13 protein-coding genes are annotated in these 17808 nt (G+C 63.4%); 8 read left to right on the forward strand and 5 right to left on the reverse strand.

The genetic code is table 11. From position 1 onward, the window contains the following. Both COA17_RS17165 and COA17_RS19965 read right to left on the reverse strand, forming a co-directional pair. Positions 1 to 186: transposase (locus COA17_RS17165; protein WP_141397088.1), on the reverse strand; the 186-nt coding region annotated here is incomplete at its 3' end. After that, positions 137 to 388 carry an antirestriction protein ArdA gene (locus COA17_RS19965; protein ID WP_096614028.1) on the reverse strand — a complete coding sequence of 84 codons (252 nt, stop codon included), beginning with the start codon at positions 386 to 388 and terminating at the stop codon, positions 137 to 139. The genes COA17_RS17165 and COA17_RS19965, both read right to left, overlap by 50 nt. Before the next feature lie 785 nt (positions 389 to 1173). On the opposite strand from COA17_RS19965, the gene COA17_RS19145 reads away from it, so the two are divergent. The 3 genes from COA17_RS19145 to COA17_RS17180 are packed head-to-tail and all read left to right on the forward strand — an operon-like array spanning position 1174 to position 6850. Beyond that, entirely contained in the window at positions 1174 to 2349 is a 1176-nt protein-coding gene (locus tag COA17_RS19145) for a TRM11 family methyltransferase (RefSeq protein WP_141397126.1), read from the forward strand. Beyond that, a complete protein-coding gene (locus COA17_RS17175; RefSeq protein WP_096614030.1) occupies positions 2349 to 4961 on the forward strand; it encodes a sensor histidine kinase in 2613 nt (870 codons plus the stop codon). The genes COA17_RS19145 and COA17_RS17175 overlap by 1 nt, the downstream gene beginning before the upstream one ends. After that, positions 4958 to 6850: a hypothetical protein gene (locus COA17_RS17180; protein ID WP_096614032.1), complete on the forward strand. Its 1893-nt coding sequence runs from the start codon at positions 4958 to 4960 to the stop codon at positions 6848 to 6850. Before COA17_RS17175 ends, COA17_RS17180 begins: the two co-directional genes overlap by 4 nt. Before the next feature lie 234 nt (positions 6851 to 7084). On the opposite strand, the gene COA17_RS17185 is transcribed toward COA17_RS17180, so the two are convergent. From COA17_RS17185 to COA17_RS17195, 3 genes are all read right to left on the reverse strand, one after another. Next, entirely contained in the window at positions 7085 to 7903 is an 819-nt protein-coding gene (locus tag COA17_RS17185; RefSeq protein WP_245857916.1) for a UTRA domain-containing protein, read from the reverse strand. 27 nt (positions 7904 to 7930) lie between these two features. Beyond that, the gene (locus COA17_RS17190; protein WP_096614036.1) at positions 7931 to 10735 is read right to left on the reverse strand and encodes a TonB-dependent receptor; all 2805 of its coding nucleotides are present in this window, start codon (positions 10733 to 10735) and stop codon (positions 7931 to 7933) included. Between the two features lie 229 nt (positions 10736 to 10964). Continuing rightward, positions 10965 to 11516: an HD domain-containing protein gene (locus COA17_RS17195; RefSeq protein ID WP_245857918.1), complete on the reverse strand. Its 552-nt coding sequence runs from the start codon at positions 11514 to 11516 to the stop codon at positions 10965 to 10967. A gap of 144 nt (positions 11517 to 11660) precedes the next feature. Between COA17_RS17195 and COA17_RS17200 the strand changes: the two genes are divergently transcribed. From COA17_RS17200 to phnX, 5 genes are read left to right on the forward strand one after another with little or no spacing between them, the layout of a single operon-like run. Then, on the forward strand, positions 11661 to 13790 hold the full coding sequence (locus COA17_RS17200; RefSeq protein WP_245857919.1) for a phosphocholine-specific phospholipase C: 2130 nt from the start codon (positions 11661 to 11663) through the stop codon (positions 13788 to 13790). After that, positions 13787 to 14548: a phosphatase PAP2 family protein gene (locus tag COA17_RS17205; RefSeq protein ID WP_096614041.1), complete on the forward strand. Its 762-nt coding sequence runs from the start codon at positions 13787 to 13789 to the stop codon at positions 14546 to 14548. Before COA17_RS17200 ends, COA17_RS17205 begins: the two co-directional genes overlap by 4 nt. Further along, a complete protein-coding gene (locus COA17_RS17210) occupies positions 14545 to 15828 on the forward strand; it encodes a DUF5690 family protein (protein WP_217991022.1) in 1284 nt (427 codons plus the stop codon). Before COA17_RS17205 ends, COA17_RS17210 begins: the two co-directional genes overlap by 4 nt. Continuing rightward, positions 15815 to 16927 carry a TIGR03364 family FAD-dependent oxidoreductase gene (locus COA17_RS17215; RefSeq protein WP_096614045.1) on the forward strand — a complete coding sequence of 371 codons (1113 nt, stop codon included), beginning with the start codon at positions 15815 to 15817 and terminating at the stop codon, positions 16925 to 16927. The genes COA17_RS17210 and COA17_RS17215 overlap by 14 nt, the downstream gene beginning before the upstream one ends. Then, complete coding sequence (gene phnX / locus COA17_RS17220; protein ID WP_245857920.1) at positions 16927 to 17721, forward strand: phosphonoacetaldehyde hydrolase; 795 nt, start codon at positions 16927 to 16929, stop codon at positions 17719 to 17721. Before COA17_RS17215 ends, phnX begins: the two co-directional genes overlap by 1 nt. Positions 17722 to 17808 lie beyond the last annotated feature (87 nt).

Genomic DNA, 17808 nt, shown 5'->3' on the forward strand with positions numbered 1-17808 from the left:
ATCCTTCATCCGACGCGCCTGATCCGTCTTCAGGCCGCCATATTCCTTGCGCCAGCGGTAATACGTCTGCTCGCTGACTGCGATGCGCCGGCATGCCTCAGCAGTCGTGCCGCCCTGGCCCAGCATGATCTCCGCCTCACGCAGCTTGCCGATGATCTCCTCCGGCTTGTGCTTCTTCGCTGGCATTCGTTGTCCCTTCCTTGGTCCAGACTGTCATAGTCGATGGACCACTCAGAAGGGGGCAGCTCAAGAGCATGGCGGCAACCTCGGCCCTGATCTCGTCGGTATCCTGATCCGCGTCGATCCAGGCACCATGCAGATAGCCGTTGTTGTAGGCGGCAAGGCAGGCAACGTAGATGCGGGGGTTGCTTTCGGCTGCGTCGGTCATCTCTCTGTTCCTCGGAGCTTGGGGTTCAGAGCAGCGAAGCGCCGCTCCTGAACCCCTGCCCGTCGGCGAGACCGGGGGGTGTAAGGCGCAAGGGCGGGCGGGACGGAGGGGGATCACCCGGCCTGCACGGAACGGAGGAACGACGTGTAGGAAGGCCGGGGATACCGTCCCGCCCGAGCGTCAGCGACCCCTTGCGCCGCGCCCGGGGGCAGCGCCCCCAAGCAATCGGTGTGGCATGAGTGAAGGTGATTGCCGGCAGTGAAGCAGGAGCACGATGCCCAAGTCCACCAAGCCCGAAGGCCGCCCATCCTGATTCTCGACCTGAGCGCCCGAACAACGCCCAACCCATAGTCAAATTGACAATCATGATTTAATGTCTTATTGATTTGATGAATTCATTAGGCGCAAAGCCTTGGCGGGAGGGGCTTTGGGATGTCTAAAAGACCTGGCAAGGTACAGGACGCCATGTCTGACGGTGAACCTGAAGTGCCGTTGCAGGTCACTGTGCCAAAGCGTGTCAAACATGCGCTCGACCTAAAATCCGTGGAAACAGGACGCACTCGCCGCGCGCTCGTGCTTGAGGCTTTGCGAGAGGTTGGGGTTCCCGTCACCGACGACGAAATTGCTGGACGTCGGGGAGCGAAGAAGCGATGACCATAACAACGTTACGGCAACGGCTACTTGCACTTGAAGCGGAGCCTCCGAAGGCTTGGCGTGTGACGGGTGCCCACGCCCGGCCCAATTTGCATGGACTCCTTCGCTATCCGGCAATGATGGTTCCTTGCATGCAAGGCGACATCATCGATGTCATCCTCGATCACAAGCCAGGAGCTTGTAGAGTTCTGGACCCGTTCGTCGGGTCCGGCACGGTTATGACAGAAGCCTTGGTGCGCGATCTGGATTTTACTGGAGTGGATATAAATCCGCTCGCCGCGCTTGTTTGTGAAGCTAAGGCAGCGATTGATGCAGGTGCAGACGTTGAGGGTGCCGCACAGATCGTCCTATCGACGCTCCGGCGCGACGTGTGCGAGTCGATCGAAGTTGAATTTCCTGGAAGAGCAAAATGGTTTGACGACGAGAGCGCAGTAAAGTTCTCTACGTTGCGCCGGGCAATTATCCAAGTGGGGGACAAAGGAGCGCGGAAGGTCATGTGGACGGTCTTTGCCGAGACCGTGCGACTTTGCTCAAATAGCCGGACTAGCACTTACAAACTTCACATCCGCGCTCTGGGTGATCGAGTTGGTGCTGATCGTGTGCTCCAGACGTTTGAGACCAATCTGCGTCAATCTCTCATGCGGGTTAGAGAATATCGAGCGTTGATTGATGCGCGGGGGGATAAACGACCTTCGGTTCGGATCATATGCGACGATGCAAGGAAGGCCGCTCTTGATTGGCCAGAAACAGACCATCAGTTGCTAGTTACGTCGCCGCCCTATGGCGATAACCAGACGACGATCCCTTATGGCCAGTTTTCCTACCTAGCTATGCGGTGGATTCCTCAAGAAGACCTGCCTGGCGCTGGCACTTACAAGTTGATGGCCAATACAAACGCACTCGATTCCGTTAGCCTCGGCGGGACCGTTCGCGGTGCCGAAGAAAAGGAGGCCTGTGTGAGAGCCGCATCCCCACACTTCGACGCATTCGTTCGGGAAGCCGAGCGCACAGACCGCAAGCGCGCCGTTCGCAAAGTGTCGAGCTTTATAAGTGACTTCACCGATGCCCTGACCCATATGCGAGCGAGTTCATCTGGAACGGCGCATTGGGTGTTAACCACAGGGAATCGAACGGCGGCCGGCCTGACCGTGCCGTTTGACGCGATTTGCAAGGATATAGTCGCCGGACTGGGCGGTAAGCCAATTGCAGCCCTGCGTCGTGAGCTTCCAAGTAAGCGCATGCCGTCTCGCAATTCTCAGGGTGTTATGATCACTACCGAAACTACCACAGTCGTCGAGTTCAGTTGATGGCTGTAGAGCCCGATCAGGAAGCCGAACTGAAGGTCGGCGCTCACGTTTTGGTCCAACTCGGCAGCGAGTTGGTCACGGACGTCGAGCAGGCAATCCTCGAATGCGTCAAGAACGCCTACGACGCGGACGCCCCAGGATGCAAGATCGACATTGACACGCGCGAAGCCGGATCAAAACTAGAGATTGGTACAGTCGACAAGTATTGGGGCTTCAATAGCCCCAGCGAGACTGTTACGGTCGAGATGCTCGGCAAGGATGGCCAACTGCTCGCAGCTCGTCCCGACACTGGCGATGCCGAGATCATCCGGAGGTTGAACTATACGGGGCGCATTACTATCGAGGACAAGGGCGACGGCCTTGATCCGGCACAACTACGGAGTTCTTGGCTTGTCATCAGCCGCTCCAGCAAGCGTAGCGCTGCCGGGAGCCAGAAAAGCAAAACTAAGAAAGGCCGCACCCCGCTTGGCGACAAGGGCCTCGGCCGTCTTGGCTCTATGAAACTTGGGGATATTCTCCGAATTGAGACTGCGACTTCAACGGCCGCACCGTTGGCGGTCGCCGAGTTTCGGTGGGCTGACTGCGAAGCAGCGCGAACGGTCGATCAGATTCCGGTGTTTATGGACTCTCTGCCGAACGATGAGCGTTTCAAGGGCACTAGAGTTTCGGTCTTTGGTCTACGAGACCTTCCAGAGTGGCGCCGCAAAGATCGTATTGTCGAAATTACCCGCAGCCTGGCGCGACTAATTTCACCGTTCGAAGCCACGTCGACTTTTCCAGTCGGCATTACGTTGGATGGTCATGATCAATCGCTAATTTCAGTCACAGATGAGCTTCTGAAGCGGGCAGTGGCCGAGTTCATATTTGAGTGGAAGGACGACGAAGCTGACTCCGCAAAGCGCATCCTCGTAGCGACAGCCCGTTTCAGAAAGAGCCTTTTTACCTCAGAGCGCAGCCGCAAGAACCGGGAGCGCACTGCTGCGGTATTTGGCCGGGATCGCGGTGCCGGCTTCGCCGAAGCTTTGAAGTCCTATGGGCGGCTCAAACCCTACCGTGAGAAACATATTGATCTTGACGGCGCATGGTTCGTGGAACTCAAGCGCACATATCAATGGTCGGACATGCAGCTCGACACGGGCGCCGCGCTCGTAGACCCCGGCCCGTTTTCAGGTGCGTTCTACTTTTTCCATCTGGACAAATTAGGACCCGAGGACGGCGACATTGCTGACATCGATGCGCCGGCTGCTGCGGGCATCGGCATCGACCGCCAATTGCTCAAAGATATGACTGGAATTTCCATCCTTCGCGACGGCTTCCGTGTTCGATCGCAGGGAGACTGGCTCGGCCTATCCCAGTCGATGACCTCCGGCAGCACCTACGGGATGCGCGTCGACAATACCGTTGGCTACTTCGCGCTAACCGGCGAGCAGAACTACAAGCTGGTTGAGAAATCAGACCGAGAAGGCTTCGTCGAGGATGCTGCCTATCGAGGCTTTATGCAAGTAGCGAAATACTGCCGAAGTTTCGCGAACGAAAGCCTCGAACAAGTGCGACGAGCACTCGATGACTATTATAAGCGCCTTTTGAGTTCGGGAGAGGTAACGGGCAATGATGGGTCGCCAGTCAACACCTTTGACGCACTAGAAAGTGGAATAAAATCCACTGAGCATGCGCGCGACGACGCGGGACGAATTGCTGCTGAACTCCAAGCCGATCTAGATCGCCTCGAGCGAGAAGCGGCTGTGGGGGGCGCAAACGCTGAGGCGGCCGGCCGGGCGCTAATTGTGGCCAATCGGGCAGTTGCGGCCATGCACAGCGTGCAAATTAAACTCACTGATGGTGCCCGTGCCGGTGCAAACCTCGTCCGCTTGCGCCAAGAGTTCGATGAAAAGGACGAGCAAACCATTGCTCTATTCGAAAGCGCCGCAGTGGGCTTGAGCGCTCGCGGTCTCGCTCACGAACTCCGAACCCACCTGACCGAAATTCGTCAGCGGACCTCAGCTATCGAACAAGCTTCCAAGGCAGGGGCAAGCGCATTCCTGCCCCATCTGCGGGCGATCCGCGCTTCATGCACTGCAATTTCAAGTGCTGCGGCACTGATCGATCCCATGCTGCCGCGCTCGCGATCCGTAAAGGAGACGATAGCCCTACGAGCTTTCGTCGAGGACTTTTTCAAGGGTCGCAGCTCTATATATGAGCGTGCCGGCATCGCTATTCGGATCACGGGAACTGGGACGACAGTCAGAGCGAACCGCCCGCGCCTCACGCAGGTGTTCGACAATCTCGTCCGAAACAGCGCTTATTGGCTACGTCGGGGCGAGGTAACAGGTCAAGTTAAGCGTCCAAAAGAAATCATGGTGCACTTGACGGCCGGCGGCTTCATCGTCGCGGATAGCGGACCAGGCGTCGATCCAGACTATGAGTCGTCACTGTTCGAAATCTTCGTCACCGCCAAGCCGGAGCGCGACACTGGCCAGGGATTAGGGCTTTTCATCGTGACCGAGCTACTCCGCGCCGATGGCTGTGAAATCTCGCTCCTTCCTGACCGAAACGAGGACGGACGGCTCTATCGCTTTGCTGTAAACCTTCGCCCTCTGGTGGTACGCGCATGACGATGCAGGTCTCTCAAGCACTGGAAATCCTGGGCGCGAAGCGGGTCATTTGGATTGATGACCGCTTCAATACGACGCCTGCTCAGCTTGCTGTCTTGCTGACTAACAGTCTCGAAATCGCGCAGGCTTGCGAAATAGCCGAGTTGGAGGACGCACTCGCCGGTTACGAGTTCGACGCAGCCGGCGCGGTGCAAACGATCACCCAAATCTTGACGGACCTTGGTGGCGAGCGAATGGAAGAGATTCGCGCCACCTTCTTTGCAAAGGAGAAGGCAGAGAAGGATTTTCCGACCAACGAACTCTCGGCCGATGCTATTGCCAAAGCCTGCCAGTTAATGGGTGTGACGGAAAACGACAAATGGACGTTTGAAAAGGCGGACCAAGATTTACCGGGTCTATGTGCGGCAGGCGATGCCGAAACCAGCTACGTCGTCGACCTAAACGAGTCCGGCGGATCGCCCACGCGCGGTTTAGATATGCTAAAGGTCCTATGGGCCGAAAACTCGCAGGGGACCGCCTTCATCCTCACTCACGAAACTGACGTGAGCGGAGAAGCAAAGACCGAGGAAGAATTGCGCGCGCAACTCCAGGACCTTGGTGGTCTCGGCTTACCTGTCTGCGTCATCGCGAAGGAACGTCTCTCCGACAAAGCGGAAGATGACGAAGGGATGGCGGAGGCGCTAAAGGTTGGGGTGAAGCGGGCCGGCCTCCGACGGAGCATGCACCAAGTCTTGCATCGAGCAAGGGAGACCTTGCAATCGGCGATCGATAGCGCCGCCTTGAGCTTGCTCACTATTCCGCCTGAACAACTTGAGGCCCACGTTTTCGAGCGCGGTTACAAGGAAGGCGTGTCGGAACTGCATGTTGTAGAGCGGGCGATCGCGGCGCATATCGGCAAAGAAGCTCGTGCCTTCTTCGGTGGAGACGAGCAAGTCCAGATCAACGTCCAACGCCTTCGTGCCTTGCGTGCCATCCCCCTTCAGAAGCGCGCTTCCGAGCCCGAGCCACACCTGGCCGCATTCCGTGAGGCTGAGGTTTGGGAATCCGACGTTTTCCTCAACAAGGCGTTGACTCCCATCGCGTGCGGGGACGTGTTTGAAGTTGACAGCGACGAGGCGTCAACAAAAGGCAGCAAGCAGAAATTCGTCTTACTCGGACAACCCTGTGACATTTCACTCCGTCCTGAAGAAAAGCGACGCGCCCAAGATACTGCTTTTCTCATCCCGCTAAAGACCAAAGCAATGCCTGTGAAGGGGGAGCCTAGCGCCAAAGAGCCGCTACTGCCCTTCACCCTCGGCGGCGAGCAATGGGCTTGCGATTTCCGAAACGCGAGCATCGCCCGCCTGTCGATACTCGATCTCGCATCCTTCCGATCAGACGGGCGAGTGCGGATTGATGACGGCCATATAGCTCCCGCAGGTCTCCTTGTCGCTCAGCAGAAATTCTACGAAGATCGCACTAAGCTCGCGACCGATGCGCTTGGTGATGCAAGCGTGAGGCCGGCAGTCGGGCAAGTCTCGGTTGGTTTACAGCTCACCTTTGCGACGGCCGATGCCTTCAAATATATTCACTCCCCAGTTTTCGAGGATGCGTCCAAGCAGAAGATCAACGGGGAGTCGATCAACAGGCCCAAGCGGGCAACATGGCGGCTCCGGCGTTGCGGACGCGTCCGCATGCCTTATGCCGCTGCGCTATTGGATCTTTATACCAGCGTCATGAGCCGGCAGGCGTTTGACCTGGACTTTATGTCTCCAGGGCTCGACTCCGCTGGAGAAGCTGAAAAATCGACTTCATCGCCTAAACCAGAAATCCAAGGTTCCGTTTCGGCTGCGCCGGCGGAGCCAGGAGCTCAGGCCGCGAAGGCCGCCACCGATCCGAGCAAAAAATAGTCGCGCAAGAGCTCGGTCGGCGGCGGAACGCGAAGCGTTGGCGAATTGCTTAGGGGAGGGCTATGGCGTAGACATAGTTCTCATCATCACTCGGCGCGGCGCGCCATTTTCAACCCGAAGGTAACGACGTGGGCAGTCTCGCCTCGGTCGGCCTTGTCAGGCAATCAGGCCGACAATAGCTGCGTCCGGGAGCGTCGTCTTCGTGGATGGCGCGCGGCGGGGAATTCCGCGGCATCAGGATCGAATGTCGAGATCGACATGAACCCTGATCGCGTCGTGACGCCAATATTCGTGATCGTATTCGATGACACGTCCCTCGGCATCAAAGCTGGTCCGCACGACCAGCAATCCGGGGGTGCCCGGCTTGACGTTCAGCATGTCGGCGATGGACGTCGTGAGCGCACATGGACGCATATCGACGCGGTTGCGCACCACTTTCAGCGCATATTCCGTGCCGAGAATGCGAGTGAGCGAGCCGCCGAGATCATGCTGCTCCAGTCCCGGGGCAAGCGCCGGATCGACGACGATTCGTTCGATCAGGACAGCTCGACCGTCGATCGAGCGTCGGCGGGTGAGATGATGTAGCGGCGTACCGGGAACGACACGAAAGACGTCCGCCACGCCCATCGGTGCCGCCACACTCTCGATCGATAGCAATTCGGTCGAGGGTGTGCGCTGCTGGTCGATGACATAGGACATGAAACCGGTCCAGCGCGTCGGATCATAAGTGATCGCTGGCGGCGAGACGTACCAGCCGCTGCGGTCGCGGCGGTAGATCAGCCCCTCCGCCTCAAGCTGGAACAGCGCCTCGCGGATCGTGCCGCGTGCGGTTCCGGTGTCGGTCTGCAACTGGCGTTCCGACGGCAGGCGGGCGCCGGCGGCCAGCTTTCCCATCGCGATCGCGCTGGCGATCTGGTCGCGCAGCGCGAGGTAATGCGGGCGGCCGTCTTCCCCCCCACGGCCGCCCGGCAATGTCAGTCCCGATGGCATCGACGATGTGCGACCTCTGCGAACGATGGCACCGCTGCTAGGCCGCATTGCGGCGATGCTCAACCCTCCGCCCCGAACGGGCGGTCGGGATCAAAAGACCACGCTGGTCCGCAACAGGAAGGTGCGGCCCGGCTCCATATAATCCTTCTGATAGCTCGGATTGTCGCCCTTGGTCGTGTAATAGCGCCAGTCGTTGAGCAGGTTCGCCACATCGAAATCGACCGCGACCCGCGACGACAGCGTGACGCGGGAGTGGAAATCGACGCTGCGATTGTGCTGGACCCATTTGTCTACGGCGTTGTCGCGCAGATCCTCGATATATTTCCCGCGATAATTATACGACAGCTTCATCTGTACGACGTCGTTCTGATAGGTGATCGCCGCATTGTAGAGCAGGTGCGGCGTGTTCACGAAGCGCATCTTGCGCCCTTCGCGATACGCCTGGCCGCTGTCGGCGGCGCTGTGCTGCACCGTGACATTGCCCTCCAGCCCGAAGCCGTCGAACGGCGGGGCCAGTCCGCGCAACTGCTTGATGACGTTCAGTTCGATACCATAGAGATCGGCGGTCTTGCCGTTCTGCGGCTGGGTGACCTCGATCGTGCCCTGTCGGGTGTCGGCGTTGATCTGGTTGCCGTTGGTGAAGATGAAATGATCGATATGCTTGTAGAAGGTGGCGGCCGATACCATGCTCGCCGCATCGGGATACCATTCCGCCGACAGGTCCAGATTGGTCGAGCGGGCCGGCTTCAGGTCCGGATTGCCGCGGCTGATCGACACCACCTCCCGCGTCGCGGGGTCGCGCGTGATCGACTGGCCTGACGACAGGTTGCCATATTCGGGCGGCGAATAGCCGGTCCATACGGCGGCGCGGACGACATGCTGCCCGTCGGGGCGCCAATTGGCGGTGACGCTGGGCAACAGCAGCGTATAGCCGCGCGACGTGCTGTCGAAGCCGCTGGCCGCGCCATCGTCGGACCAGAAGCGATTGTAGGTGTCGCGGTGCTCGACGCGCGCGCCGGCGACGACCCCGATGTCGCCGATCTTCAAATTGGCCAGCGCATAGCCGGCATAGATGGTCTCGCGCGCGTTCTTGTCGTCACGCAGCAGCGCGGTCCCCGTAACGCGATTGCCGGGCTGCGCGGCGATGGCGGCGGTAATCGCGGAAATGACCGCCTGACGGCCCATCACCGCACCGTAATAATATTCGCCGTGGAGAATGCTGCGCACCTCCTTCTGGATCAGCCCCGACGCCGCCAGCGACTTGCCGTCGAGCGGAGTACCGGAGAAATCACCTTCCCAGACCGGCGTCGAATCGTAGCTGCGCGACGAACGCATCCACTTCGCGCCGACCTGGAGATGATCGATCAGCCCGCCGAGATCGTAACGCGCGTCGACCTTCCCGGCCCAGCGGTCGTCGCTCTGCTTCCAGCGGCTCAGGCTCGCGCTGTCGAAGGGGAGCAGCGAGGGGTCGCGTTCGACGTTGACCGCATAGGCCGGCATTCCCGGATGCGGGAAGCGCGGATCGTGCGACACCCAGTCGAGACCCGTGGCGTTCAGCGGATAGGTGCAGGCGTCGCAATTGTAGCCGACGCTGTACGAGCCGGGCTGTATCTGATCGCCGAAGCTGTAGCTGAGGTCGTAGGTGAGCTTCAGCCGGCCGAACGCGCTGTTGCCGCCGATCTGGACGGTCGCCAGTTGCTGACGCACGTCCTGCGTTTCGAAGCTGCGCGCGAACTGGAAGATCTTCGGATCCCACACGCCCGACCGCCCGTTGAGCGACCAATATTGCTGCGACTTGCGATCGGCGTCGGTGATCCGGCCATCGCCATCGGCATCGACGATCTGCCCCGTCGTATAGCCATAGATGTTGCCAAGTTTGGCATCGTGCCCGGTAATCATGTCCTCGGGCTGGCGTAAGCTGGTATTTTCGGGGTCCACCTGGGTCAGCCGCGCGCTCTTGCGGTTGCGATAGTCGGTGTAATCGTTCGTCCCGACCTTGTCCGCGCGGGCGTATTGGCCGCGCAGATAGAGCTGTGTCGTCTCGCCATGATAGTCGAACGACAGGTTCCCGCCCCAGCGGGTCTGCTCGAAGCGTCGATAGTCAAGGTCGATGCCCGGCAGGTGCATATTGTCCTGCGAGATCGTCTCCGTGGAATTCTTGCGCCAGATATACGGCTCCCACTCGCCGTCATTCTCGGTTTCCTGGCTGTTGCCGTTTGAAACACCGTAATTGGCCGACAGGAAAATGCCGAAGCGATCGTCGGCGAAGCGCCCGCCGATATCGAACTGGCCCTGGTACAGCGCGGCCTTCTCGCCGGCGCTCCGCGCATTGCTGTTGAACCCGCCGCTCAGCCAGGCACGCATCACCTTGGCATCCTTGAAGTCGAACGCGGTCGGCGTGCGGAAGTTGATCGTGCCCCCGATCGCATCGCCATCCTGATCGGGGGTCAGCGTCTTGGTAACGCGGATTTCGGCGAGACCGTAGGGCGGCAGCAGGTTCAGCGACACGTCGCGGCTGCCCGGATCGGTCTGCGCCACGCGAACGCCGTTGATGAAGGTTGCGTTATAGGTGCCGGAAAGGCCGCGAACCGTGACATACTGGCCTTCGCCGGTTTCCTGATTCACGATCACGCTGACGCCCGGGACGCGGGCCAGCGCGTCGGCGACGGTGGCATCGGGAATCTTGCCGAGATCGTCGGCGCTGATGACCTCGACCACGGACACCGCGGATTTCTTCGCCTCCAGTGCCCTCTGGGCGCTGAGCCGCTGGCCGTTGACGACGATGTCTTGACCTTCGGTATCCTCGGCATGGGCGATGGCCGGTGCCAGCATCGCCAATATCGTGCCGCCCAGAACCACGACGCGCATCCGCTTCAAACGTGTGAATTGCTGCATGACTTCCCCCACGCCGTCACGGCGGCGCTCCGATCCTGTCGCTGGGACGAGCGGGGACGCGCGCCGATGACAGCCGGTGCAGCTGCCGCCGACGTTGAATGCGTCATGGCTGATCATACCCGCAGCAAGAACAGCAGCGACATGCCCTCGCTGAAAACTGGTATAGTCCAATTATGATTACAGGTTGGCGACAGTCGCACCTTCTGGAGATGATTCCGAGCAACCCTCTTTATTCATGTCGGACTTTTGTCGAAATCAGGGCGTCGAGTAGCGGGCGATAGGATTCGAGGGCGGCGACAGGGCAGCCGGTACGCTTCCCCCAATCGTCGAAGCGGCGCAGCAGGATCGCCTCCGCGAAGAAGGGTTCGGCGCGAAATCGCACGACTTCCTCATCGGTCATGGCGCCGCCCTGTACCGCGAGGCTCGACAGCGAGGCGTCGCTGAGCGTCGCGCGATAACCGGCGTCGACCGCACACAGATAGCGCTTGGCGGCAACATGCAGCCGGATCGGCTCTGTGACGGTCGGGGGGAAGCAGGTCGCCAAGGCCCGTGCGCCGATATCTTCGTGCCGGGCGTCGATGCCGTAATGTTCGCCGTCGTTTCCGGCGGGTTCCAGCAGTCGCCCGATATCGTGGAGCAGGGCGGCGGCGACCAACGTGTCGGCGCAGTCGTGGTCCACCGCCAATTGCGCGCATTGCAGCGCGTGGTCGATCTGCGTGACGTTTTCGCCGTAACTCTCTGCGCCGTGCCGGGCGAACGTGGCGAAGATCTCCGCCACCATCGAATCGGGGTATAACATTCTGCCTCCGTCATGCGCCGATGTCTGAGGGCCATCTGGCGGAATGATCGCCTCCCCGACCCAGCCGTCGTCAAAACGTCATAACTGGACTATACCAAAAAGCACAGGCGTTTTCTGGGAGTCTGAATGATGGGCGCGACCGACCGGCGCGATCTTCTGAAATGGGCCGGCGGCCTGGGCATGGCGAGCCTGTGGCCCTCGCTGGTGGCACGCGCGCGCGATATCCCGGCGGCACGCCGTACCGGCACGATCGAGGACGTGCAGCACATCGTCGTGCATATGCAGGAGAACCGGGCGTTCGATCATTATCTGGGCATGCTGAACGGCGTGCGCGGATTCGGCGATCCGCGTCCGCTGCGGCTGGCGGGCGGGCGCAGCGTCTTCGCGCAACCCTCGGCCGAACATCCCGACGGCCATGTCCTGCCCTATCATGGCGATTCGCGTACCACGCGCTCGTTCGCGGTCGACGGCGCCGACCAGTCACATGTCGAGAATATGCACATCTTCGATCGCGGGCGCTTCGGCCGTTGGGGACACAGCGGTGAACTCCACAACCGGATGCTGCATTACGGGCCGGGCGATCTCCCTTTCTATTACGCGCTCGCCGACGCCTTCACGGTCTGCGACGCCTATCATTGTTCGACGATGACGCAGACTTATCCGAACCGGCTGCACCTGTTCAGCGGGTGCAACGGCGGCGGGACGGTGGGTGGCGACCCGGAGATGCACAATTACGGCGAGGACGAAACGCCCAGCGCCGACATGGCGACCGACAAGCCGCTGCGCGCCGACGCCTATCGCTGGACCAGCTATGCGGAGCGGCTGCAGGCGGCGGGGATCGGCTGGAAAGTCTATCAGGAATACGACAATTTCGGCGACAACCTGCTGTCGGTCTTCCCCGCGTTCCGCCCGTGCGATCCCCGGTCCGAGCTGTACCGGCGCGGGCGGACCTGGGTCAGCGAGCATGAGAGCGGCCCCGATCGCACACGCTCGGACGGCGATCAGCTGGTCGCGGCGTTCCGGCGCGACGTGGCAGCGGGGGCGCTGCCGCAGATCTCGTGGATCGTGTCCGCCGCCGCCTTATCCGAACATCCCACCGCCGAGCCGGCGCGCGGCGAGCATCTGACAGCCCGGCTGATCGAGGCGCTAATCGATCACCCCGAGACGTTCGCGAAGACCGTCTTTATCCTTACCTACGACGAGGCCGGCGGGCTGTTCGATCACATGCCGCCGCCGGTGCCGCCGATCGGGCGTTATCGCGGCCATTCGACCGTCTCCACCGTCGGCGAGGCGAAGGATTATCGTGGCACCGATCTCGCCGGGGGCGAGGCGCATCCGATCGGGCTGGGCATCCGCGTGCCCACGATCATCGTATCGCCCTGGACGAGCGGCGGGCACGTCTGTTCGCAGCTGTTCGATCACACGTCGATCCTGCGCTTCATGGAGCGGCGGTTCGGTGTCGCCGAGCCGAACATCAGCGCGTGGCGCCGATCGGTCTGCGGCGACCTGACCAGCGCGTTCGACTTCGCCGCGCCGGCCGGACCACCGCCCCGTCCGCTGCCGCCGACCGGCGACGTGCAGGAACGGATCGCGCGTTCGCTGGCCGGCACCGCCAACACGATCCCGGCGCGACAGATCGCCGCTACCCCGCTGCCGGGCCAGCGCAGCCATCGCCCGCTGCCCTATGCCGTCGATCTGATCGCCGCCGCCACACCGCAGGGGGAAGTTCGGTTGGAGTTCGTGAACAGAGGCTCCGTCGGCGCGACCTTCACCGTCCACGACAATCACGATCGCGAGGAGCCATGGCATTTCACCATCGGCGCGGGCGCCCGCCACGCGACGACGGGATTCGGCACCGTCGCGACCGGCTATGACCTGACCGTGCGCGGGCCGAACGGCTTCTGGCGCCGGATCGCGGCGGGGGTGGAGGCCGCCGCGTCACCGATCGTCGACGTCGCGCCGCACCGTGACGGACTCGCGCTGACCATCCGCAATCCCGACGCCGCACCGGCCGCGATGCAGGTCGCGATGGACGCGCGTTATCCCGTCACCGGTGCACGAAAGCGCGCGATCATCGTGCCGCCCGGCGCCGAACGGCGCATCGTCTGGCCGCTGACCGCCAGCGACCACTGGTACGACCTGACCCTGACGCGCGACGGCGATACCGGCTATCTGTACCGCGTTGCGGGCAAGGTCGAGACCGGCCGCACGGGGCGCACCGATCCCGGCATCGGTGCGATGCAGGTGACGGCATGATCCGGCGGGCGTCGCTCGCCACGCTGGCGTTGCTGACCGCCAGTGCCGCGCCGCCCCAGCCGGGACGCTATCTCGACAGGGACCAATTCCCCGATGGCATGGCGGTCCTGCCGCCCCCGCCGGCTTCAGGCAGCCCGGCCGCGCAGCTCGATCGGCAGATCTTCCGCGAGACGCGGTCGCTGGCCGGTTCGCCGCGCTGGCGGATCGCGACCGACGACGTGACCAACGAACCGCTGGATCGTTATGGCTGCGCGATGAGCCTGCGGGTCGATGCGCGCACCGCGCCCGTCACCGCTCGCCTGCTCGACCGCGCGAGCGCCGCGCCGGTCGTCGACCCGGTCAAGCGCACCTATCAGGTGCGCCGGCCGTATCTCGACGAACCGGATGCACCGATCTGTGAGGCGAAGACCGCGCATCTGGCCGGCAACGGCGATTACCCTTCCGGTCACACGGCGGCGGGCTGGCTGGAGGCGCTGATCCTCGCCGAACTGCTGCCCGATCGCGCCGGCGCGATCCTGGCGCGGGGACGCGCCTACGGCGAAAGCCGCGCCGTGTGCGGATCGCATTCGCTGAGCGCCGTACAGGCAGGCTATCTCGCCGGTGCCACGGCCTATGCCGCGCTCCATGCGAGCGCCGCATTCCGCCGCGACATGGCGCTGGCGCGGGCCGAACTCGCCCGCCTGCGCCGACGGGCCGCCCCACCCGACCCCGCGATATGCGCGGCGCAAACGTCCGCCCTGGCGGAGCGTCCGTGGTGAGCCGCCCCGGCGACGATAGCCAGACCTCGCGCCTGTCGCTGGCGCTGGGCGGACTGGCGGCGTTCGCGGTCTATTTCGCGATGTACGCCTTTCGCAAACCCTTTGCGGCGGCGACCTATATCGACGTCGCGGGCTGGCATGGCGCGATCGACTACAAGACCGCGCTGCTCATCGCGCAGGTTTTGGGCTACGCCCTGTCGAAGCTGATTGGCGTGCGCGTGATCGCAGAGGCGGGGCGGGAGGCGCGGGCGCGGCTGATCCTCGCGCTGATCGCCGCCTCGTGGATCGCGCTCGTCCTGTTCGCCCTGATCCCGGCCCCCTGGAACGTCGTGTGCCTGTTCCTAAACGGCCTGCCGCTGGGACTGATCTGGGGACTGGTGTTCGGCTATGTCGAGGGGCGACGCGCCTCCGAATTGCTCGGCGCGATGCTGTGCGCCAGCTTCATCCTGTCGTCGGGGGTGGTCAAATCGGCCGCGACCCTGCTGATGGCGGCCGGCGTGTCCGAATGGTGGATGCCGGCGGCGACCGGTCTGGCCTTCACCCCGCTGCTGCTGATCGCGCTCTGGCAGCTGGAGCGGCTGCCGCCGCCCGATGCGCGCGACCGCGCCGAACGGGTGGAGCGCGTGCCGATGCCGGCGGCGGGACGGGCGGCCTTCTGGCGGGCGCACGGCGGGACGCTGACGATGCTGGTGCTCGCCTATACGCTGCTGACCGCGATGCGCGACGTGCGGGACAATTTTTCCGCGGAGATCTGGGCCGCGCTGGGACGCGGCGGGCAGGCGACCTTGTTCACGCTCAGCGAGCTGCCGGTGGCGGTGGTGACGCTGGGGGTGCTGGGGGCACTGATGCTGGTGCGCGACAATCGCCGCGCGCTGCTGGCGATGCACGCGCTGATCGCCGCCGGCGCGGTGATCCTCGGCACGGCGACGCTAGCCTTCCAGGCCGGGATGCTGTCGCCACTGGCATGGATGACCCTGACGGGCGCGGGGCTGTATCTCGCCTACACCCCGTTCAACGCGATGCTCTTCGACCGGATGATCGCGGCGATCGGCACGGCGGCCAATGCAGGCTTCCTGATCTACATCGCCGATTCGTCGGGCTATGCGGGCAGCGTCGCGCTGCTGCTCGCGCGCAGCATCGCCGCGCCGCATCTCGAATGGCTCGGCTTCTTCGAACGCTGCAGCTATGCGACCGCGTTCATCGTGCTGGTACTGACCGGATTGTCGGCGCTGCGCTTCCTCTCCGCGCCGCTGGAAGGACGACGCCATGCAACGATATGATCTGGCGGTCGTCGGTGCGGGCATCGTCGGGCTGGCACATGCACTGGCCGCTGCCCGGCGCGGTCAGCGGGTCGTCGTGATCGATCGCGATGCCGCCGCCAATGGCGCGTCGATCCGCAACTTCGGCTTCGTCACGGTCACGGGGCAGGCGGCGGGCGACGTCTGGCAACTGGCGCGCCGCAGCGCCACGGTCTGGGCGGAGGTCGCCGAAGCGGCAGCGATCCCGATCGAGCAACGCGGGCTGCTGCTCACCGCACGCCGACCGGAGGCGGAAGCGGTCCTCGACGCCTTCCTCGCCACCGACATGGGCAGCGGATGCCGTCGCCTGTCACCCCGCGATCTCGCGCGCGACTGGCCGATGGTCGCCGACATGCGCGCCGCCCTTTGGAGTCCGCACGACCTGCGGATCGAATCGCGCCTGGCGATCCCCCGCCTCGCCGCCTGGCTGCGGGAAGCGCATGGCGTGACCTTCGCCTATGGCACCGCCGTCCATGCGGTGGCGCAGGGACGGCTAGACACCGCCGAAGGCGCGGTCGCGGCGGACCGCATCGTCCTTTGTCCGGGCGACGACTGGGCGACGCTGTTTCCCGATGTCTATGCGGCGGCCGGCATCACGCGCTGCACGTTGCAGATGCTGCGGCTGGCACCGCCCGGCTGGCGGATCGCCGCGCCGGTGATGGGCGATCTCAGCATGGTCCGCTATGCCGGCTATGCCGACCTGCCCGAAGCGGCGGCGCTGCGCGCGCGGCTGGAGGTGGAGGCGGCGGAGATGCTGGCCGATGGCGTGCACCTCATCGTCGTCCAGAGCGCGGATGGCTCATTGATCGTCGGGGACAGCCATCATTATGCCGCGACACCCCCGCCCTTCGCCCCCGCCGCCGTGGAGGCGCGCATCCTCGCCGCCTATGCCGAGTGCCTGGGCACGCCGCCGCCGGTGATCGAGCGCTGGACCGGAACCTATGCGTGGGGCGCCCGCCATCATCTGATCGCCGCGCCTGCCCCCGATGTCAGGCTGGTGGTCGTGACCAGCGGAACCGGTGCCTCGACCGCCTTCGCGCTTGCCGAACGTGTGATCGACGAATGGATAGGAATCGCATGATGCAACTGAAAGCCGTGGTGTTCGACTGGGCCGGCACGATGATCGATTTCGGCAGCCGCGCGCCGGTCGTCGCGCTGTGCCGCGCCTTCGCCGCCGTCGGCGTGCCGATCGACGAAGCCGAGGCGCGCGCCGACATGGGCCGGGCGAAGCGCGATCATATCGCCGCGTTGCTCCGCCAGCCGCGCATCGCGCGCGCTTGGGCGGTCCGGCACGGCACCGCGCCGGGCGATGCCGATGGCGACCGCGTGTTCGCGGCGATCGATCCGATGATGCGCGAGGCCGCGCGTGACTGCGCCACGCTGATCCCAGGCGCGGCGGATATTGCGTGCCGGCTGCAGGCAGCCGGCGTCGCGGTGGGATCCTGCACCGGCTATACCCGCCCGATGATGGCCGACATCCTGCCGCTCGCCGCCGCACAGGGCTATCGTCCCGACCGCGTCGTCTGTGCCGGGGAAACGACAGAGGGACGCCCCTCCCCGCTGATGCTCTGGAAGAACCTGGTCGAGCTGGGCGCGTGGCCCGTCGAAGCCTGTCTCAAGGTCGACGATGCCCCGGTCGGTATCGCCGAGGGTCGCGCGGCGGGGGTCTGGACCATCGGGATCGCCGCCAGCGGCAACGGCGTCGGACTGGCCGCCGCGGAACTGGCGGCGTTACCGACGGCCGAACGCGCCCGACGCATCAGGAATTCGGCCGAGACGTTGCGAGCGGCGGGCGCCCACGTCGTGATCGATTCGGTAGCCGATCTGCCGGATGCGGTGCGGCAACTTTCGTTGAGCACCACGGCGTTTGACTGAACGCGCTGCATCGTCCGGTCGGAAGACGATGGGCAGCGGCGACCATCCCTACGCCCCGGACCGAGTGGGTCGGGACCTCAGACTTCA

It is taken from the genome of Sphingomonas ginsenosidimutans (genome assembly GCF_002374835.1).
GTDB lineage: Bacteria > Pseudomonadota > Alphaproteobacteria > Sphingomonadales > Sphingomonadaceae > Sphingomonas > Sphingomonas ginsenosidimutans.

Coding starts and splice junctions, on each gene's coding strand:
- COA17_RS17175 (WP_096614030.1), top strand. CDS start 2,349: ATGGCTGTAGAGCCCGATCAGGAAGCCGAACTGAAGGTCGGCGCTCAC.
- COA17_RS17205 (WP_096614041.1), top strand. CDS start 13,787: ATGATCCGGCGGGCGTCGCTCGCCACGCTGGCGTTGCTGACCGCCAGT.
- COA17_RS17190 (WP_096614036.1), bottom strand. CDS start 10,735: ATGCAGCAATTCACACGTTTGAAGCGGATGCGCGTCGTGGTTCTGGGC.
- COA17_RS17215 (WP_096614045.1), top strand. CDS start 15,815: ATGCAACGATATGATCTGGCGGTCGTCGGTGCGGGCATCGTCGGGCTG.
- COA17_RS19965 (WP_096614028.1), bottom strand. CDS start 388: ATGACCGACGCAGCCGAAAGCAACCCCCGCATCTACGTTGCCTGCCTT.
- COA17_RS19145 (WP_141397126.1), top strand. CDS start 1,174: ATGCAAGGCGACATCATCGATGTCATCCTCGATCACAAGCCAGGAGCT.
- COA17_RS17200 (WP_245857919.1), top strand. CDS start 11,661: ATGATGGGCGCGACCGACCGGCGCGATCTTCTGAAATGGGCCGGCGGC.
- phnX (WP_245857920.1), top strand. CDS start 16,927: ATGCAACTGAAAGCCGTGGTGTTCGACTGGGCCGGCACGATGATCGAT.
- COA17_RS17180 (WP_096614032.1), top strand. CDS start 4,958: ATGACGATGCAGGTCTCTCAAGCACTGGAAATCCTGGGCGCGAAGCGG.
- COA17_RS17195 (WP_245857918.1), bottom strand. CDS start 11,516: ATGGTGGCGGAGATCTTCGCCACGTTCGCCCGGCACGGCGCAGAGAGT.